Below are 19,921 nucleotides of genomic sequence, written 5' to 3'. Positions count from 1 at the left end.
ACTTTTGTTTCTTTTTGCTTCAAGGCAAAAGAAAATTTTAAATAAAAAAAGAATTTTATGAAAAAAATATGGCAAAAAGACGATAATGCCACCAATATATTAGTCAACAAATTTACCGTCGGAAAAGATCTTGATTTTGACGAACGTTTGGTAAAATATGATGTCAAAGGTTCTATGGCGCATTGTAAAATGCTGGCAGAAGTCGGAATTATTTCTAATGAAGAATCTAAACAGATGTTGTCTGTTCTGGCAGAGATTTTACAAGAAATCGAAAACGGAACTTTTGAAATTGATAAAAGCGCGGAAGATATTCATTCGCAGATAGAATCTGTTTTAATTGAAAAATTAGGTGATACTGGAAAGAAAATCCATACAGCGAGATCAAGAAATGATCAGGTTTTATTGGATATTAAATTGTATTTATTAGATGAAATCCGTGAAATTACAGCCTTGACGGACGAATTCTTTCAGATCTTAATCAAATTGGCGGAACAGCATAAAAATGTTTTGCTTCCGGGCTATACGCATTTACAGATTGCGATGCCTTCCTCTTTCGGATTGTGGTTTGGAGCGTATGCAGAAGCGTTGCTTGATGATGTTGAAATGTTATTTTCGGTAAAAAATATCATTAATAAAAATCCATTGGGTTCAGCGGCAGGTTATGGTTCATCTTTTCCGATTGATCGGGAGAGTACGACGTCTCAATTAGGCTTTCAGTCGATGAATTATAATTCGGTGTATGCTCAAATGACGCGCGGAAAGTCGGAGAAAATGTTGTCGATGGCAATGGCGACTTTGGCGGGAACTTTAAGTAAATTTTCGTACGATGTTTGTCTGTATTTAAGTCAGAATTTTGATTTTATCAGTTTCCCTAAAGAATTTACAACCGGAAGCAGTATTATGCCTCACAAGAAAAATCCGGATATTTTCGAGCTGGTTCGCGCGCGTTGCAACAGAATTCAGTCGTTGCCGAATGAGTTTATTTTGTTGACGAATAATCTTCCTTCGGGTTATCACAGAGATATGCAGCTGACGAAAGAAATTCTTTTCCCGGCAATCGATTCATTAAAGGAATGTCTGGAGATTTTAAATTACACCTTACCGAACATTCAGGTGAAAGACGGAATTTTGGAGGATGAAAAGTATCAATATCTCTTCAGCGTAGAAAAAATCAATGAAGAAGTGAAAAACGGAAGCTCATTTCGAGATGCTTATATAAAGGTAGGGCAGGAGATTGAAAAGGGTGAGTTTGATTTTGAAATTAAAAATCTGAATCATACGCATCAGGGAAGCATCGGGAATCTTTGTCTGGATAAAATAGAATATCAGTTTAATAAACTGAAAAATAAATTATTGGGTTGATTTTATTTTAAACCATTAAGATTTCAAATTAAGAAGTTAAGCTTAATTAAGAAAAATCTATAGATTTTTAATTACTATTTTATTATTCGCTTTCGAATCTTAAATATTCTTAACTCCTTAAATAAAACCTTAATGGTTAAATTTAATTTTAATCCAAATCAATCTTAAACTTTGTAGATTTCTTCACCTCATGAAGCACGATAGAACTGTGGTATTGTCCGATATTAGGAATATTTGAAATTACATTCACCGTAAAATCATTATAAGAATTAATGTCTTTCGCGATAATTTTAAGCATATAATCATATTCGCCGGAAAGACTGATGATTTCCTGGACTTCGTCATGCTGCATGATGTTTTTCTCAAAAGTTTCCAATACTTTTTTGGATTGTTCTTTTAGTCTTACATTGCAGTAAACAACAATATTTAAACCCAGTTTTTCACGGTTTAAAAGGCCTACATATTTTTCAATGATTCCCTGTTTCTCCAATTGTTTGATACGCTCATACGTCGGAGTAAAGGTAAGACCGATCTTTTCTGAAATTTCTTTTACAGAATACGTAGAGTCTTCCTGAATAATGCTGAGAATCATTTTATCTTTTAAATCCATAACAAACTTGAGTTTGAACAAAAATAATATTTAAAAATGAAATAAAGAAAGAATAAGATTTTTTAGTTAAATCAAATTTTGGTTTTGTCATTTTGCAGAATTGTTGTATCTTTGCACCTAATGAATAACACAGTATTTATATCATTAGAATTACCGGGCGTAGACGCCCTTTACGATATTTATTTATTTTAAGCGAAGATATTTTCTTCGCTTTTTTTTTGTAAAAATTTTAAAATATTATGTTTACGATTACAGAACTAAGCACCGAGAGAATTAACCGAATAGTACATGAAGCATTGGCTTTTGCAGAAGGTAAAACTGTAAGAATTGAAGGCGAGGTTTTTTGCTCAAACCTTTTCTTTGAAGACAGCACCAGGACAAAAACCAGTTTCGATATCGCCGAAAGAAAACTGGGACTTCAGGTAGTACCTTTTGACGCATCCAACAGTTCCGTAAATAAAGGAGAAAGCTTGTATGACACGGTAAAAACCATTGAAAGCTTAGGCGTAAACCTGGTTGTAATCAGAGATAAGAAAGACAGATATTTTGATGACCTTAAAAATATTAGAATTCCTGTTATTAACGGCGGAGACGGCACAGGAAACCATCCATCACAATGCATGCTTGACTTAATGACAATTTATCAGGAATTCGGAAAGTTTGAAGGGTTGAAAGTAGGGATCGTAGGAGATGTAAAACATAGCCGCGTTGCCAACTCCAGCGCAGAAGCGTTGAGAAGATTAGGGGCAAAAGTGTACTTCTCAGGACCTGAACAATGGTTTGATGAAGGGGCCTTAATCAACGGTACGTATTTAAGTGTTGATGAAATGATTCATGAGGTTGATGTTCTGATGTTATTAAGAATTCAACACGAAAGACACGACTCTAAAATGAGTTTTTCCGCTACCGAATACCATAGGAAATATGGTTTAACAAAAGAAAGGGAGAAAACGATGAAAAAAGAAGCCATTATCATGCATCCGGCTCCTATCAATAGAGGAGTTGAAATTGATTCTGACCTGGTAGAATGCCAACGATCAAGAATATTCAGACAGATGCAGAACGGTGTTTTTGCAAGAATGGCAATTTTAAAAGAAGCTTTGGAAAAAGAAGGCTATACTTTTAAATAAGAACCAAGAGAAAAGAATCAAGTTAAAAGTAGTATGCGTAAATTCCACTCCTTTGGAGGGGTGGCAAAAATTCAAAGAATTTTTGACGGGGTGGTTTAAAGAAAAGATAAAATAGAAATAAGATAAAAGTTTAAAATGAAGAAAAAGTTAATACTGGAGTCCGGTGAAGTATTTCATGGAGAAGGTTTCGGAGCAGAATTGGAAACTGCAGGAGAAGTGGTTTTCAACACCGGAATGACAGGGTATCAGGAGCTGATTTCCGACCCGTCTTATTGCGGTCAGATCGTGTGTATGACCTATCCGCTTATCGGAAACTATGGGATTAATAGAGATGATTATGAGAGTATTGAGCCGGCGATCAAAGGTCTTATTGTGAAAGAACTTTGTGATCTGCCATCCAATTTCCGTACTCAGATTACTTTAGATGAATTATTTAAAAAGAAAAGCCTTTCAGGAATTTCAGGAATCGATACGAGAAGACTGACAAGAATTCTACGTAATCAGGGAGTTGTGAAAGGAAAAATTGTAAATATTGATGCTGATGAAAATGAAGTTGTTTCAGAATTAAAAGATACAACCTTCCCAACCAATCAGGTAGAAACAGTTTCCACAAAAACAGCGTATGCAAATCCTGGCAGAGGTTTGAAAGTTGTATTGGTAGATTTTGGTTCTAAATTAGGGATTATCAGAGAGTTATCTCAAAGAAACTGCGATATTACGGTTGTTTCTCACGACACGACAGCAGAAGAAATTTTATTGATGGATCCGGATGGAGTAATGCTGTCCAACGGTCCCGGAGATCCGGAAGACAACCAACAGGCTCTTGAAATGATCCGCGGAATCTTAGGAAAAGTTCCCATTTTCGGAATCTGCTTAGGACACCAGTTAATCGGTTTAGCTTGTGGAGCAAAAACGTTCAAATTAAAATTTGGACACCGAGGAGGAAACCACCCGGTATTAGATTTGGAAAAGAACAAAGTAGCGATCACTTCTCAAAACCACGGTTATGCAGTGGATCAGGAAAGTTTGAAAGGAACAGATTTAATTGAAACACACATCGCATTGAATGACAGAACAAACGAAGGTCTGAAACACAAAATTCATCCTTGTTTCTCAGTTCAGTATCACCCGGAAGCGAGCCCGGGCCCTGAAGATGCAAATTATTTATTTGATGATTTTATCCAGTTAATGGAAGATTTTAAGAATAAATAAAAGAGAACCACGAAGTGGTTCAACAACAATAGCTATGGATGTAATCCGTGGAAAAATAAGAAAGAAAATGTCAACATTTCGCCAAATATATTATCAGATTGTATTTAGTACGAAGCACAGAAAACCTGTGTTGAGTATTGAGCATGAGGATGAATTATATAAATACATTTGGGGAATTGTAAAGAATAAGAATTGCAAACTTTATAGGATTAATGGAATGCCGGATCATATTCATTTATTTACAGATCTGCATCCGTCAGTTTCGTTGGGCAGTTTTGTAAAAGATATAAAGGTTTCAAGCAATTTGTGGATGAAGCAATGCGGATTATTTCCTGATTTTGAAGAATGGCAAAGTGGTTACGGAGCGTTCACTTATTCTGAAAGAGAAAAGGATATGATTGTCAATTATATTAAAAATCAAAAGGAACATCATAAAACTGAATCTTTTGAGGATGAATATAAAAATTTGCTAAAATCTCATGGAATTGAATTTGATGAAAAATATCTTTGGTAAATTATGTTCAACCCATTTCATGGGTTTCCGAATGGGGTTAAAATTCCCAATCCATAGGTTTCACCTACGGCTATTAAGATTCAGCCACTTCGTGGCTACCCAAAAACAAAAGAACCATGAAATGGTTCAACAACAATAGCCACGGATGAAAATCCGTGGCATAATAAAAAAGAAAAAAAATGAAAAGAAACGACATAAAAACAATTTTAGTAATCGGTTCAGGGCCTATCATCATTGGTCAGGCGGCGGAATTTGATTATGCGGGAACGCAGGCTTGTCTGTCTTTGAAGGAAGAAGGCTACAAGGTAATTTTGATCAACTCAAATCCTGCAACGATTATGACGGATGTGGAAATCGCAGATAAAGTTTACATCGAGCCGATTTCACTTCAGTTTGTAAGTCATATCATCAGAAAAGAGCGTCCGGATGCGCTTTTACCAACTCTTGGTGGACAAACCGGACTGAATATGGCGGTAGAATTGGAAAAATCAGGAATTCTTGAAGAATGTAAAGTAGAAGTGTTGGGAACGAAGCTTTCAGCGATTAACAGGGCGGAAGACAGAGATTTGTTCCGTGAGTTGATGAGAGAACTGAACGAACCTGTTCCTGAATCTGATATCGTGAACACGGTTGAAGGAGCATTAAATTTTGCTGATAATATCGGATATCCAGTGATTGTTCGTCCTGCTTTCACCATGGGTGGAACAGGAGGCGGTATCGCTTCCAACGAAGTTGAATTGAAAGAAATTGCTGAATTAGGATTGAAACACAGTCCTGTAACTCAGTGTTTGATCGAAAAATCAATCGCCGGTTTCAAAGAAATTGAATATGAAGTAATGCGTGATGCAAACGACAATGCCATTGTGGTTTGTAACATGGAAAATATAGATCCGGTAGGGGTTCACACAGGAGACTCAATTGTGGTGGCACCTTCTCAAACGCTTTCAGACAGAGAATATCAGCTTTTGAGAAATGCTTCGTTAAAAATCATCAGAGCGTTGGGAATCGAGGGTGGATGTAATGTACAGTTGGCATTAGACCCGCATTCATTCGAATATTATATCATTGAGGTAAACCCTAGAGTTTCCCGTTCATCAGCTTTAGCATCAAAAGCAACAGGGTATCCGATTGCTAAAATTGCTGCAAAAATAGCTGTTGGATTGACTTTAGATGAAATTATGAATCCGGTTACAGGAAAAACATACGCTTGCTTTGAACCGGCTTTGGATTATGTAGTAACTAAATTCCCAAGATTCCCGTTTGATAAATTTGAAACGGCTGACAGAAGATTGTCAACGCAGATGAAAGCAACGGGTGAAGTAATGGCGATCGGAAGAAATTTCGAAGAATCTTTACAGAAAGCCATCCGTTCACTGGAGACAGGAATCAGACATATCGGTTTAAAAACGAAACAGGCTGCAGCCTTAACAGCAGAAGAAATAGAAAGACGAATCAGAGTTTGTGACGATGAAAGATTGTTCATCATCGGTGATGCTTTGAGAAAAGGCTATGACTGGGAACAGATCGTAGAATGGAGTAAAATTGATAAATTCTTTATCTGGAAAATCAAAAAACTCATTGATTTCGAAAAGACGATTGCTGAAAATAAATTCAATAAAGAAATTTTATTGGAAGCTAAAAAGTTAGGGTTTGCTGATGTAAATATTGCAGTTCTTTGGGATGTAACAGAACGTGAAATCTTTAATTTCAGAAAAGAAAACGGAATAATGCCGGTATACAAAATGGTAGATACCTGCGCCGCTGAATTTGAATCTGAAACTCCATATTTCTACGGAACTTACGAAGAAGAAAACGAATCTGTAGCTTCAGATAAAGAAAAAATCATCGTGTTAGGTTCAGGACCAATCAGAATCGGACAGGGTGTTGAGTTTGATTATGCAACTGTTCACTCGGTTTGGGCAATCAAAGAAATGGGATACGAAGCGATCATCATCAATAATAATCCTGAAACGGTTTCTACAGACTTCTCGATTTCAGATAAATTGTACTTTGAGCCTTTAACGGAAGAAGATGTAATGAACATCATCGAGCTTGAAAAACCAAAAGGAGTAGTGGTGCAGTTCGGAGGACAAACGGCCATTAACCTTGCAGATAAATTGGCTTCACACGGCGTTCAGATCTTAGGAACAACGCTTGAAGACTTAGACAGAGCCGAAAACAGGGATAAGTTTGAGAAAGCCCTTCAGGAAATGCAGATTCCGCAGCCTTTAGGAAAAACATCTACTTCAAAAGAGGAAGCAATCAAAATTGCTAACGAAATCGGGTATCCGGTATTGGTTCGTCCGAGTTACGTTTTGGGAGGAAGAGCGATGGAAATTGTTTATGCTGAATCTGAACTGGCTCATTATATGGAATTTGCGGTAGAGGCAAGTCCGGAACATCCGGTCTTGGTCGACAAATATATGGTTGGAAAAGAAGTCGAGGTAGATGCGATTTGCGATGGTGAAACAGTAGTTATTCCGGGAATTATGGAGCATATCGAAAGGGCAGGAGTTCACTCCGGAGACTCTATCGCGGTGTATCCTCCTCAGAATGTTTCACAAAGCGAAATTGATACGCTGGTAGATTATACCAAAAGGCTGGCAAAAGGATTAAATGTTGTAGGATTAATGAATATCCAGTATGTTCTTTTTGAAGGAAATGTGTATGTAATCGAGGTAAATCCGCGTTCATCCAGAACTGTTCCTTTCTTGTCTAAAATTACAGGCGTTCCGATGGCAAATTTAGCAACAAAAGCTATTTTAGGTCAGAAACTGAAAGATTTGGGCTACGAAAGCGGTTTGGTTCCCAATAAAGAAGGTGTTTTTGTAAAAGTTCCTGTGTTTTCTTTCTCTAAATTAACGAAGGTTGATATCTCTTTAGGCCCTGAAATGAAGTCTACAGGAGAGGTTATGGGTAAAGATACAACACTTGAAAAAGCATTATACAAAGGATTGGTGGCAGCAGGAAGAAAAGTTCCGATGCATGGCTCAATTTTGTTTACAGTGGCCGATAAGCACAAGCAGGAAGCAGCTGATCTGGCAGCGAGATTCCATGAAGTAGGATTCAGGATCTGGGCTACGGAAGGAACCGCTAAATTCTTTGAAGAAAAAGGAATTCCGTGCAAAATCGGGTATAAAATCGGGGAGGAAAGTGTAAACTTAATCGACCTGATTCAAAAAGGAAAAGTTCAGTATGTTGTAAACACCATGACGAAAGGAAAACGTTCTGAGAGAGACGGATTCCAGATCAGAAGAATGAGTGTGGAAAACGGTGTTCCCTGCTTAACTTCTATGGATACGGTAGAAGCTATTCTGAAAGTCATCGAAAGCATGACATTTAAAATGGAAACAATGTAAATCTTTAGAATTAAATATTTAAAGCCTCGCAAGTTGTCTTGCGAGGCTTTTTGTATGCAAAGATGTTAATTAAATTGTTGATCTCCCAGTCTATAAGAAGGTCTTTTGAGCATGATAACTTGTTTTTGGAATATTTGTTTTCTTTATCTCAGAAAAGCCGTCTGCTATTTCTTTAAAATTATTGAATCCGTTTTGCTTTAAAATAGAAGCAGCGATCATACTTCTGTAACCGCCGGCACAATGTATTACAAACATTTGATCTCTGGGGAAAAGTTCAAGACGAGAGCTGATCTTATTTAATGGAATATTAACCGAATCAATAATGTGTTCTGATTCAAATTCGCTATTCTTCCTTACATCAAAAACAGGTAATTTCTGATCATAATTTTCCGCAAATTCTAGAGCTGTGATTCGTTCTACAATTTCAATCTTTTTCCCTGAATTTTTCCAGGCTTCAAAACCGCCCTGAAGATATCCGATAGTATGGTCATAGCCCACCCTGGAAAGTCTTATCATACTTTCCTCTTCTTTGCCAGGATCGGAAACCAGTACGATTTTCTGATTGAGATCAGTAATCATCTCACCAACCCAATTGGCAAAATGCCCGTCAAGCCCCACATTGATGCTATTCGGGATAAAACCTTTTGAAAACTCAAATGCATCCCGCGTGTCTAAAATTACTACATCCGTTTCAGTAATTTTTTCAAAATCATCAGGAGTCATCGGCTTTTTTGCCTGTTTTAATACAGAATCAAGAGAATTATAACCATTAATATTCAGCAAAACGTTTTTTGGGAAATATTTCGGAGGATCGGTTAATCCGCTTAGCAATTCGGCCACAAATTCATCTTCGGTCATATCTTTTCTCAGCGCATAGTTTGTTTCTTTCTGGTGTCCTAGGGTGTCTGTAGTTTCTTTACTCATCATTTTTCCGCAGGCACTTCCGGCTCCATGATTGGGATATACAATGAGGTGATCGTCAAGAGGCATTATTTTTTCTCTTAATGAATGAAATAATAGCCGTGCTAATTTATCCTGGGTAAGATCACTGTTTACATGTTGTGCAAGATCCGGCCGGCCCACATCACCAATAAATAAAGTATCTCCTGTTATAATAGAGTGTTGTTGACCATTTTCATCAAAGATCAGATAAGATGTGCTTTCCATCGTGTGACCAGGTGTATGGATTGCTTTCACCATACATTTGCCCACTTTGAAAAGATCACTGTCATTTGCTATGACAGCTTCATAGGAGGGGTTTGCTGTGGGGCCTAAAATAATTTCTGCCCCTGTTTTTTCCTTTAATTCAAGATGACCGCTCACAAAATCAGCGTGAAAGTGGGTTTCAAAAATATATTTTATTTCAGCATGATTGGCTTTAGCCATTGATATATAAGAATCTACATCACGTAACGGATCAAAAATAGCTACTTCACCATCACTTTCTAAAAAATAAGCGGCATGGGAAAGACACCCTGTATAAATTTGCTCTACTTTCATTTAATTTTTTGATTAAAAATATTGATTTTCAATGAGATAAAAAATGATAAACATCATCAATCTTAAAATAATATAGTAATATTTACAACGTTTTTTGATATTTAGCTTCTGACTTGGCTCAGAGTAAAAGATTTGTATAAAGTATTTTACCTAAATTAATATTTTGAGTCTGTAATTTTAATAAAATAATTATCTTATTATCAATACTTTTGAAGACTAACTCATCCAATACATGCATGTTTATAGTTAAAATTCTTTTGCAGGCTTATTATGTGCAATCGGTTGCATTGCTTTCAGTGATTTGAATGCGCAAAAGTAATTCATGTAACCAACAATGTGAAATTTCCTGGAAAAAGAAGTAGTAGCAATTTCTGTTACTAAACTGAAATTATTTTTAAATAAAAACAAGGAATCGGATCTCAGAATCAGGGATGATAAATGAAATTTACTGACAATGGTTCGCGGCTACCTGAAGATGGCAATTTTATCACTAAACTTCATTTGGAGAAATGTATTTAAGCTGTCTTACGAAGAACGGACTTGTCACTTTTGGGTTAGTGCTGTTTATATGTCTTTTTTTTTCGGTCTAAATTGTTTGGGCTGTTGTTTTTGAGAAGCATTTTCTGCTATTTCCAAAATTCTTCTTTGTCTTGTCGTGTCTGTCTTTGCAAGCGCTATCCACTGGAGTAAAACCTTTTGCTTACTTTTGCTTAACGAAGAAAAAAAGTCTTTTGAGTTTTGAAAATTTTCAAATGCTTTTTCCAATTCTGATGGTATAATCAGTTCTTCTACTTCGTCCAAAATTGTCCAGGAACCATTTTGTTTTGCAATATCTATAACATCAAAACCTGCCTTTGCCATTAATCCTTTTGATGTCAGAGTTTCAATTTTTTGTTTGTTGATTTTACTCCAGGTACTGTTGGGTTTTCGTTTGCAGAAATATTGTCTAAAAGTATCCTTGTCTATCGTTTCGGCTTTACTATCTATCCAGCCAAAACATAAGGCTTCATCAACTGCGTCAGTCCAATTGATTGTTGGGTTACCCGCATTTTTTTTGTAATAAATAAGCCAAACAGCATCTTTACGAATGTGATTTTTCTCTAACCACTTTCGCCAATGCTGTTTGGTCTCAGGATAGAATTGTTCTATTTCTTGCTTACTCATTTTTTTTGCGCATTGCTTGCAAAATTAAGCAAGATCCTAACATACCAACTAATTGAAATCCACCAACTAACAAACCATACGACATTGGGTGTGGGATATTTGGGTTAATGGCAATGTCCAACGTATTGGCGACCAAAAATCCAAATCCTATTACCAGGGCAAACTCAATGGCCGCCTTCCTTGTGTTTATGTTTAGCACCATCATTAATAAAGCGGTTGTAACTATTGTTGGTAGAATGGTCAAAGGTGGTCCATAAAAATAAATTGGCTCTGGATTGGCAGGCATCAAACCTAATTTGCCTAATGTACTGGCATATTGATTGGAAAATAATACCGTGAACCATAGCCAACCGAGAAAAGAATAAAATATTAAAGAGAGGAATACTCCCAGCCAACTGATTTTAGAAATTTTTTGTAACATAAATTTTTGTCTTGATTAATAATGTCACAAAATTAAAATGAGTCATTGACAACGTTATGTCAAGGGTATTTTAATGGTCGTGATATTTTTCAAAAAAATCTTGCAGGGTCATTTTGTGTGGGGTAAATTTCTCCTGTTGAATTTGTAATTTTTGAATTCTGTCTAACCTAAAATATCTAAATTCTTTTCTTAAACGACAAAAGGCAACCATCAACCAACCTTCTGTAATGTTTAATAAAGCAAAAGGCTCAACAATTCTTTTGCTTTTATTATTTTCTGCATTGATGTAGTCTAATTGTACAAGATAGAAATTGGTAAGTGCATTTTGCAAAGAAGATAAAATGTTACTCTTAATCTCATAATTATCAAGCTTTGCAAATTTTGTTCTTAATGAAAGTAAATTAGCTTTGTCTTTCTCACTTTGTCTTAAAACCGCTTTTATTTTGTCAATGGCTTCGGCATAATCACTAATTAATGAGCGGTCTTTGTTTTTTAAAACTAATTGTTCTGCAAGAATTAAGGCGTTTACTTGGTTTTCACTAAACATAATGGGTGGAATTTTGTAGCCTTCCATCAGCGTATAGCCTTTGCCGTCTTCTGTCAGAATTGGGACACCTGCTTGCTCTAATGCCTTTAAATCTCTGTAAATTGTCCTTGTACTAACACCAAATTTTTCTGCAAGTTTAGTAGATGTTACAAGCCGTCTTGTTTGTAATTGCGTTAAAATGGCTACAAGTCTGGAAAGTCTTTTTGTGTCATTCATCCTACAAATGTCAGGAAATTTTGTTAAGTGGTATTCATCTTATGTAAGCTCCTCCGTATCTTTGACACAATTTGTAAAAGGTGGCGGTGCCAATTTCTAATTCTCCGCAGAAATCGTAAACATTCTTGCCATTCTCATGTTCTTTGATTGCTTTTACAATCTGGGATTCCCTAAACTTGATTCTTTTCATACTAATTAAAATTAAGAGTTTTTCTAATAGCCTCGCTACGTCCGGTTTAGAATTTTATTTTTAACTGGTCTGAATTTGGGAAGTTTACAGAAAAAAGTTACACTTTATTAATATTTTATTGGGACCATATTCTTATTAGCAAAATAAGGTGACAGAGTTCAAAAAATGGCTCGAACAATAATCTATTTGGAGTGCAGAGCAAATCTAAAAACCTTATAACAATCCATTGGTAAACGTTTTGATGAAATTCTCCCTATAGATCTCACCGATCGGAACCTCCCTGTCATCGAAATTGATTGAATAACTGTCAAAAGAAATGATATGCTCACTGTTGATCACATAAGACTTGCTTACTCTGATGAAGCTTGGCAAAGGAATTTTTTGATGAATGGTCTTAAGATTCATGGAGGCTATGATCTTCTGCGATGTGGTATGGATCAGAACATAATCTTTTAAGCCTTCAATGTATTTGATGTCTGTAAAATTGACCTTAAAAAATTTCTTCTCAGATCTTATAATCATAAACTCCGAAGTGCTTTTTTCCAGGCTGTTTTCTTTATTGGCCGATAATAGATCGTTGTAGTGTTGGGCTTTGTCGACCGCCTTTTGCAGCCGCTCATTGTCAAAAGGCTTTAGAAGGTAATCTATGGCATCCAGCTCATAGCTTTCCAGTGCATATTGAGGATATGCTGTTGTGAAAATGACCAGACTGCTCTTCGGTATTGTTTCAATAAACTGCAATCCTGTCATTTTAGGCATTTGTATATCAAGAAACACCAGGTCTGCTTCATTTCCTGAAAGGAATTTTTCTGCGGCCGACGCACTTGAAAAACTTCCGACTACTGTGGGTCCGGAGATCTCTTCCAGCATCGAATGTAATTCCTCTCTTGCCAATGGCTCGTCGTCTATAATGATACAGTTCATATCGGGATTTTTAAGTTAACGGTATACTGATTGGCTGTCGATGTGGTTTCTAACTTATATTCATCCTCATTAAATAAAAGCTGTAACCTTCGGATAATATTTTTCAGTCCCAGACCTCCATAAGGATTTTCAGTCTGCTCTTTTTCTAGAGGTATAGAATTGATGCATGAAAAGCATATTTCTTTTTCGGTGACGAAAAACCTGATATTGATGTTACTCTGATTTTCTGAAGTTTCCGTACTGTGCTTGATCGCGTTCTCTACGAATGGCAAAAATAGGTTAGGAGGTATTTCGATCGTTCTCAGATCCGGCACTTCATTATCTGTCTGGATCGTAAAATCAAAGTGATCTCTTCTGATCTTTTCAAGACTTAGAAAATTGGTTATGAACTTAATTTCGGAAGTCAGCCTGACCTTTTCATTGCTACTCTCATACAGCTGATATCTCAACAGATCTGATAATCTCACAATGATGTCCGTTGCCTTCAAAGGGTTGTTTCTGATCAGTGCCTTTATATTATTGAGCATATTGAACAAAAAATGTGGGGTGATCTGATTTTTCAGTTCATTCAGTTCGAGATTCATGGTCAGAGTCTTTAATTCTGACATTCTGGTACTGTCTACGATCCACCTTTGCAGCAGTTTTATAGTCGTAGTCAATAAGATAAAAAGCATAACGAAATTCACGCTCTCAAAATATTCATTGACCGGGAATGTCCGATGTTGATCATTGATATGATAATTATTAAAAATATTTCCAATAATAAAAATAAGAAAAGCGAGACCTATGATACAAAGCATCAGTACAGCCAAAAGATATGCAAAATACTTTCCTTTGAAAAAAAATAAAGGGACAATCACATACATATTGACGTAGATCATCATTACAAATGTCATAAACACCGTAAGGAATAGAAAATATCTGGAATCTTCTGTAAAGTCAGAAGTAAAGTTTACATTGACTAATAACAAAAATAGCCATAGTAAGAGCAGAATATGCCTGACAAAACGATAGCGGGCATCCACTAAAAAGTTAATAATGCCACTGTTCTTATTAGCCTGATAGGTTTCCATTATAAATTTATTCATTACAAAAATAGAGCATTTATAATAGAGCGTTAAATAATTTATACAAAACAGCTGTTTTCGACTACCAAAAAAATTATGGGATTTGGTAGAGGTTTAGGGGTGTTTGGTATAAAAAAATAAAAACCAAGATCTAAAATCCTTTCTTTTGCTTCCTAAATCTGATCTATGGAGGTTGAAAGTTTTCTGAAAATTGTAGAAGAGATAGAGCATTCCTGTCTCTCTGCCGAGCAACAAGAAGAGATGATCACGAAGGTCGCAGATCTGAGCCGTTTTATACAATCCTACGATCCGTCCATAGAGATCATTAATTGGATGCGATATAAGGGTAGTATCATTAAATACTCTGGCACAAATACAGGGGTGATCTTTTGTGATGATACAAAGTTGCCCTTAACACGTGCAAACTATTCCAATGCCGGTTTGATCGACTTTAAAAAACGTGAAAATCTGAAAGAGTTATGGCTCGTCGTCGTCAGCAGTTGTGCATCCAATGATATGAGATCATTCAAAAGCTTGATTACAGATAAATCACGGGATAAGATCTACGATAAAATATTCAGCTTTGACTTCTTACAATCCCGGGTTCAAATCATAAAATAAAAATATTTACATTTTGAAAGCAAAATTCTCTTTATTAGCAACCGTTATCAGCACAATCTTTTTTTCACAGGTGAAGGACAGCACGTCCACAAAAACCATGTCCTACATCGCAGAGAAATTTCCTATTACGCGTGCCCTGAATGTGGAATATAATCAGTTAACACCTTACAACTTTTCTTCTACATTGAGAGGTCAGGAATTGCCGGAAGCAAAAGTGAAAAATTTCTACCGCGCAAAAATGAGTGCCAATATCAATTTAATTACAAAACAAAAATTTGTATTGAGCACTAACCTTAATTATCGTTACATGTCAGCAAACACGGAAATGAATGATCCTGCAGGCAGCGTATTTTTCAGAAGCAAAGAAGATTATCACTATCATTCGGAGAGTTTGAGTCTTACTTATTTTTCAAAATTGTTCAACAGGATGATGATCTATTCGGCCAGCGCCTCAGTGGACGGGAGTGAACAACATTTTGAAAGACTGCGCGGAATAGCAACCGCAACGATGGTTTTGAGAGCCAATGCAAAGACCAAAATGACGGTGGGACTTTTGGTTGCTATAGATCCTTCCGTTCAGACACCTGTCATTCCGACGTTCACCTATGAGCATAAATTCAATAATGGTCTGATCGCCGACATTATTTTACCGAAAAGTGTGTACCTCAGAAAAAGAATTGCTGAGAATGGCAGGCTCTCGATCGGGAGTGAACTGGATGGGACATCATTGTATCTTTATAATATCGACAGTACGGATAAAAAATATGAATTCCGGCAGATAGAGATCAATTCAGGGCTGATGTATGAACATTATCTTGGAAATTCTTTTGTTGCAACATTGAAGGGCGGTGCGAAAAGTATTGTGGAGGGACGGTTATTTGAGAAATCTGAATCTTATGGTTCATATATTTTCCAGGCAAAGCCACAGACCACATTTTATGTGAACGTTGGTCTGTCTTTCGATCCGTTTATCAAGAAAACAGCACAGCAATAAATATTTATGAATCCAAATCATACTTCAATTGTGATTTGTCTCCCTAATCAATAATTTGTAACTTGGTTTCTTTTATACTAATCAGTAAATATGTTCAAATCTGATTTATGGAAACAATAGAACAATTTTACCAGCATAAATTCAATGAATTACCTGGTAATTTGGAATATACCATCGGACAGTTTAATGTGTTTCGTATTGAAAACCGATTGGACAGAAAAGAAGAATTGCCGTTGCACGTTCGCAGGAATTTTTTTAAAATAATGCTTTTTTCAGGAGAAAATGTTTTCAAATACGGAAACGAGGAAATAAAAGTTGAAGGCAACACCTTGCTGTTTTTTCATCCTGATATTCCCTATTCCTATCAACCTTTAACCTCTGATACAAAAGGTTTTTTTTGTGTCTTCAAACGTGAATTTTTTCTTGGAAACCACAAACTTGATGTAGATAATCTTTCCCTTTTCAGATCTTCTGTTCTCCCCGTCTTTAAATTATCCACGGATGACTGCAAAGAAGTAAAAAACCTCTTTGACAAAATGTTTCAGGAAGTAAACGGAAACTATATTTACAAATATGATCTGATCAGGAATTATGCCAGTGAGCTGTACTTTTTGGCAATGAAATGGATGCCTCCGGAAAATCTGTTTCAATATGGTGATGCCAGCAGAAGAATTACAATGGTATTTTTGGAATTGTTAGAGCAACAATTCCCCATCCAATACAGCACTGACAAACTTAAATTCCGTTTACCCAATGAATTTGCAGAAAAGATCTCCATTCACGTCAATTACCTTAACCGCTGTTTGAAAAAAGTGACGGGTAAGACCACAAGCCAGCACATAATGGAGCGGCTGAGTACTGAAGCGAAAATTTTGCTCAAACACACAGATTGGTCTGTTTCTGAAATAAGTGATAGTCTAGGTTTTGATGACCTTGCCCACTTCAATAAGTTCTTCAAAAAGCAAACAGGTTTAAACCCGACCTCTTTCAGGTTGGTTTGATTTATACAAATAATGTTTTTATTTTTACTAACGATGCTTCAGGTATCCGGACTAATTTTGCTGTAATAAAAAATATAAAAATGAATATTTCTAAAGTTTGGTACATTACAGGTGCGTCCAAAGGTATTGGAAGGTCCCTTGTAGAGCAATTGTTATTGAGAGGTTATAAGGTTGCTGCAACATCACGACAAATTTCTGCGTTATCTGATATCACAAACGAAAACTTTTTGCCTCTGGAGGTTGATCTGAAAGATGAAAAATCTATAGCAGTATCCCTGGAAAAAACCAACACTATGTTTGGAAGAATCGATGTGATCGTAAATAATGCAGGGTATGGAATCGGCGGAGCTATTGAAGAATTGACAGAACAAGAGATTAACGATAATTTCAACATCAATTTTTTTGCAGTCGTTAAAGTCATCCAACAGGCATTGCCTTTTTTCAGGAGCCAACATTCAGGGCACATCATCAATATTTCTTCTATTGCCGGTTTTGCACCAGGACTTGGCTGGAGCATCTATTGTGCTGCTAAATTTGCAGTTACAGGTTTATCAGAAGCTTTGACAAATGATCTAAAGCCATTGGGAATCAATGTGACTGCAATTTTGCCCGGATGGTTTCGAACTAATTTTGCAAAACAGGACTCCATCGCCTTCAGCAAAAAACAGATTGATGATTATGGTTTTTTGAGAACGGCACATCAAAAAATGAACGAAATAGATGGCAAACAGCCAGGTAACCCCGACAAGGTCGCTGACATTTTTATTGAACTAGTGAACAGTCAGAATCCTCCGACGCTTTTATTTTTAGGAAGCGATGCTCACAAAAGAGCTAAGGAAAAAATAGCCTTCTTATCACAGCAAATCGAAGAATGGGAAGATCTTTCAGCCTCAACAGACTTTCAACAATAAGCAAGTCACAAAAACATAATAAATTGATCCGTTGAATGTAGGAAATTACTTTTTCTCTGCTTTTTTCTTCATTTTATAGGTGAAATCTTCATCTTCCTGATCTTTACCCGATGTCAAATTTCTCTAAATTTCTCATCAGAAACCTGGTCCTTAGGATCAGGATTTAACGTATGCTTCTCGGTATTTCGATTTGCTAAATGCAGGTGGTTTTGATATCTGGGAGTTCATTTAATGGAATCCTTTTTTTAGTAAAAACTTGATGAGGATTTATCAATCTTTTTTAAATACATTTCTTTAAAGCTAAAATTACTGATTTACATTGAATTAGTTTGATAATCTGACTACAATAATTACCAATTGGGCTACTTTTTACAGCACATCAATCAGGAATTTTGTACTTGAAAATTAATTCGGTTAAAAACAAATAAAAAAAATATGCAAAAAAGAAAATTAGGAAATAGCGGGTTGGAAGTTTCCGCGTTGGGCTTTGGCTGTATGGGGTTAAACTTTCTTGACGGTAAAGGTCTTGATAAAAAAGAAGCCGTAACTCTTCTACATAACGCCGTTGAGAGAGGGATAACGTTTTTTGATACCGCAGAAGCTTACGGACCTTACACGAACGAGGAACTCGTGGGTGAAGGACTAAAGCCCTTTAGAAAGGAAGTCGTCATCGCTACAAAATTCGGCTGCAAAGATGCCAATCCGGCAGTAGGTTTAGACAGCAGACCCGAAACGATAAGAAAAGTAACCGACGCCTCTTTAAAAAGATTAAAAACAGATTATATTGATCTGCTTTATCAGCACAGAGTTGATCCGAACGTTCCGATAGAAGATGTTGCAGGTACGGTAAAAGACTTGATTCAGGAGGGCAAAGTAAAATATTTCGGTTTATCGGAAGCAAGTGCTAAAACGATTCGGAAAGCACATTCTGTTCAAGCGGTATCAGCATTGCAAAGCGAATACTCTCTGTTTTGGCGTGAACCGGAAAATGAAATCATACCAACATTAGAAGAGCTGGGAATTGGTTTCGTTCCGTTCAGTCCTTTGGGTAAAGGATTTCTGACGGGTATCATTAACAAAAAATTAGACGATATCGACCGCAGAAATGTTATTCCACGTTTCACCGCAGAAAATATAAAAGCCAATCTGGTTTTAGTGGATGCACTTTCTGAGATCGCCCAACAAAAAAATGTGACAACAGCACAATTAGCATTGGCTTGGCTCTTAGCTCAAAAGCCTTGGATAGTACCAATTCCCGGAACTACAAAATTGCATCGACTAGAAGAAAACATTGGCAGTACCAATATTGTCTTAACAGACGATGAACTTAAAAAAATTGATACAACAGTCAATGGAATTACGCTTGCAGGTGACCGATATCCCGAATTTTTAGAAAAACAAATTGATAAATAAAAATGAACAGCAATGCAAAATATTAAAGGAAAAGTAATTGCGATTACAGGGGCCAGCAGCGGAATAGGTAAGGCTATTGCCATAGAATTATCAAAAAACGGCGCAAAGGTTGTTTTGGGTGCGAGACGAACGGAACAATTGCAACAGTTGGTAAAAGAAATTAAAAATACAGGTGGTGAAGCCATTTTTTCTCAGATTGATGTGAAGGATAAAGCTGATCTCGTTCGGTTCGTCAGTACAGCAGTTGATCAATACGGAACATTGGATGTAATTATAAACAACGCAGGTGTAAGCCAGTTAAGCCGGATCGACGAATTGGATATAGACGGTTGGGAAGAAATGATCGACATTAACCTGAAGGGTGTATTGTATGGGATGGCAGCTGCAATTCCCATTTTCAAACGACAAAAATCGGGACATATCATCAATATTATTTCAACGTCAGGAATAAAGATCGTTCCAATGCAGGGTGTTTATGCAGGTACGAAAAATGCAGTTAGAACTATCGCAGAAGCATTTAGGCAGGAATCAGATGGAATGATAAGGATTACTGGTATTTCGCCGGGTGTTGTAAAAACCGACTTTGCTGATAGTATAAAAAATCGGGAAATGAAGACCATTATCACGCAGAATATGGAAAATTTAGCCATTAGCCCGGATGCCATTGCCAATGCGGTTAGCTATGCCATTAGTCAACCCAAAGATGTGGAAGTTGGTGAGATTGTGATTCGTCCGTCAAAACAAAATTGATTACATTCGTAAAGA

The 19,921-nt window shown here is 36.5% G+C and carries 19 protein-coding genes; 11 read left to right on the top strand and 8 right to left on the bottom strand.

The window, feature by feature from the left end:
* Positions 1 to 57 precede the first annotated feature (57 nt).
* Complete coding sequence (gene argH, locus ACWNCI_RS06965) at positions 58 to 1,362, top strand: argininosuccinate lyase (RefSeq protein ID WP_449387731.1); 1,305 nt, start codon at positions 58 to 60, stop codon at positions 1,360 to 1,362.
* A 148-nt stretch (positions 1,363 to 1,510) separates the two neighbouring features.
* On the opposite strand, the gene ACWNCI_RS06960 is transcribed toward argH, so the two are convergent.
* The gene (locus tag ACWNCI_RS06960; RefSeq protein WP_248392595.1) at positions 1,511 to 1,972 is read right to left on the bottom strand and encodes an Lrp/AsnC family transcriptional regulator; all 462 of its coding nucleotides are present in this window, start codon (positions 1,970 to 1,972) and stop codon (positions 1,511 to 1,513) included.
* 239 nt (positions 1,973 to 2,211) lie between these two features.
* Between ACWNCI_RS06960 and ACWNCI_RS06955 the strand changes: the two genes are divergently transcribed.
* From ACWNCI_RS06955 to carB, 4 genes are all read left to right on the top strand, one after another.
* The gene (locus ACWNCI_RS06955) at positions 2,212 to 3,102 is read left to right on the top strand and encodes an aspartate carbamoyltransferase catalytic subunit (protein WP_449387730.1); all 891 of its coding nucleotides are present in this window, start codon (positions 2,212 to 2,214) and stop codon (positions 3,100 to 3,102) included.
* Between the two features lie 135 nt (positions 3,103 to 3,237).
* Positions 3,238 to 4,314, top strand: a complete 1,077-nt coding sequence (locus tag ACWNCI_RS06950) for a carbamoyl phosphate synthase small subunit (RefSeq protein ID WP_449387729.1) — start codon at positions 3,238 to 3,240, stop codon at positions 4,312 to 4,314.
* 67 nt (positions 4,315 to 4,381) lie between these two features.
* On the top strand, positions 4,382 to 4,828 hold the full coding sequence (tnpA, locus tag ACWNCI_RS06945) for an IS200/IS605 family transposase (RefSeq protein ID WP_449387728.1): 447 nt from the start codon (positions 4,382 to 4,384) through the stop codon (positions 4,826 to 4,828).
* 179 nt (positions 4,829 to 5,007) lie between these two features.
* Positions 5,008 to 8,187: a carbamoyl-phosphate synthase large subunit gene (carB, locus tag ACWNCI_RS06940; protein WP_346984936.1), complete on the top strand. Its 3,180-nt coding sequence runs from the start codon at positions 5,008 to 5,010 to the stop codon at positions 8,185 to 8,187.
* A gap of 90 nt (positions 8,188 to 8,277) precedes the next feature.
* Here carB and ACWNCI_RS06935 read toward each other — a convergent pair whose 3' ends face one another.
* From ACWNCI_RS06935 to ACWNCI_RS06905, 7 genes are all read right to left on the bottom strand, one after another.
* The gene (locus ACWNCI_RS06935; protein WP_449387727.1) at positions 8,278 to 9,687 is read right to left on the bottom strand and encodes an MBL fold metallo-hydrolase; all 1,410 of its coding nucleotides are present in this window, start codon (positions 9,685 to 9,687) and stop codon (positions 8,278 to 8,280) included.
* 564 nt (positions 9,688 to 10,251) lie between these two features.
* Positions 10,252 to 10,851: a YdeI/OmpD-associated family protein gene (locus ACWNCI_RS06930; RefSeq protein WP_449387726.1), complete on the bottom strand. Its 600-nt coding sequence runs from the start codon at positions 10,849 to 10,851 to the stop codon at positions 10,252 to 10,254.
* Positions 10,844 to 11,272 (bottom strand): DUF1761 domain-containing protein, encoded by a 429-nt coding sequence (locus tag ACWNCI_RS06925; protein ID WP_449387725.1) that lies wholly within the window; start codon positions 11,270 to 11,272, stop codon positions 10,844 to 10,846. Before ACWNCI_RS06925 ends, ACWNCI_RS06930 begins: the two co-directional genes overlap by 8 nt.
* Positions 11,273 to 11,342: 70 nt before the next feature.
* The gene (locus ACWNCI_RS06920) at positions 11,343 to 12,035 is read right to left on the bottom strand and encodes a helix-turn-helix transcriptional regulator (RefSeq protein WP_346984939.1); all 693 of its coding nucleotides are present in this window, start codon (positions 12,033 to 12,035) and stop codon (positions 11,343 to 11,345) included.
* 34 nt (positions 12,036 to 12,069) lie between these two features.
* Complete coding sequence (locus tag ACWNCI_RS06915) at positions 12,070 to 12,225, bottom strand: transposase (protein ID WP_449387724.1); 156 nt, start codon at positions 12,223 to 12,225, stop codon at positions 12,070 to 12,072.
* Positions 12,226 to 12,438: 213 nt separating this feature from the next.
* Positions 12,439 to 13,149, bottom strand: a complete 711-nt coding sequence (locus tag ACWNCI_RS06910) for a LytR/AlgR family response regulator transcription factor (protein ID WP_449387723.1) — start codon at positions 13,147 to 13,149, stop codon at positions 12,439 to 12,441.
* Positions 13,146 to 14,237: a sensor histidine kinase gene (locus ACWNCI_RS06905; RefSeq protein WP_449387722.1), complete on the bottom strand. Its 1,092-nt coding sequence runs from the start codon at positions 14,235 to 14,237 to the stop codon at positions 13,146 to 13,148. Before ACWNCI_RS06905 ends, ACWNCI_RS06910 begins: the two co-directional genes overlap by 4 nt.
* Positions 14,238 to 14,402: 165 nt before the next feature.
* Here ACWNCI_RS06905 and ACWNCI_RS06900 point away from each other — a divergent pair, with 165 nt between their 5' ends.
* The 6 genes from ACWNCI_RS06900 (at position 14,403) to ACWNCI_RS06875 (ending at position 19,906) form a co-directional block, all read left to right on the top strand.
* Complete coding sequence (locus ACWNCI_RS06900; protein ID WP_449387721.1) at positions 14,403 to 14,837, top strand: hypothetical protein; 435 nt, start codon at positions 14,403 to 14,405, stop codon at positions 14,835 to 14,837.
* A gap of 13 nt (positions 14,838 to 14,850) precedes the next feature.
* On the top strand, positions 14,851 to 15,831 hold the full coding sequence (locus ACWNCI_RS06895) for a DUF6268 family outer membrane beta-barrel protein (RefSeq protein WP_449387720.1): 981 nt from the start codon (positions 14,851 to 14,853) through the stop codon (positions 15,829 to 15,831).
* Positions 15,832 to 15,938: 107 nt separating this feature from the next.
* Positions 15,939 to 16,832 carry a helix-turn-helix domain-containing protein gene (locus ACWNCI_RS06890; protein WP_449387719.1) on the top strand — a complete coding sequence of 298 codons (894 nt, stop codon included), beginning with the start codon at positions 15,939 to 15,941 and terminating at the stop codon, positions 16,830 to 16,832.
* A gap of 80 nt (positions 16,833 to 16,912) precedes the next feature.
* The gene (locus tag ACWNCI_RS06885) at positions 16,913 to 17,743 is read left to right on the top strand and encodes an SDR family NAD(P)-dependent oxidoreductase (protein ID WP_449387718.1); all 831 of its coding nucleotides are present in this window, start codon (positions 16,913 to 16,915) and stop codon (positions 17,741 to 17,743) included.
* A gap of 435 nt (positions 17,744 to 18,178) precedes the next feature.
* On the top strand, positions 18,179 to 19,156 hold the full coding sequence (locus tag ACWNCI_RS06880) for an aldo/keto reductase (RefSeq protein ID WP_449387717.1): 978 nt from the start codon (positions 18,179 to 18,181) through the stop codon (positions 19,154 to 19,156).
* A 12-nt stretch (positions 19,157 to 19,168) separates the two neighbouring features.
* Positions 19,169 to 19,906: an SDR family oxidoreductase gene (locus tag ACWNCI_RS06875; RefSeq protein ID WP_449387716.1), complete on the top strand. Its 738-nt coding sequence runs from the start codon at positions 19,169 to 19,171 to the stop codon at positions 19,904 to 19,906.
* Positions 19,907 to 19,921 lie beyond the last annotated feature (15 nt).

The sequence above is a fragment of the Chryseobacterium lineare genome (assembly GCF_977014045.1).
The sequence above is the reverse complement of the archived record's forward strand: the minus strand, read 5'-3'. Positions and strand labels throughout refer to the sequence as shown.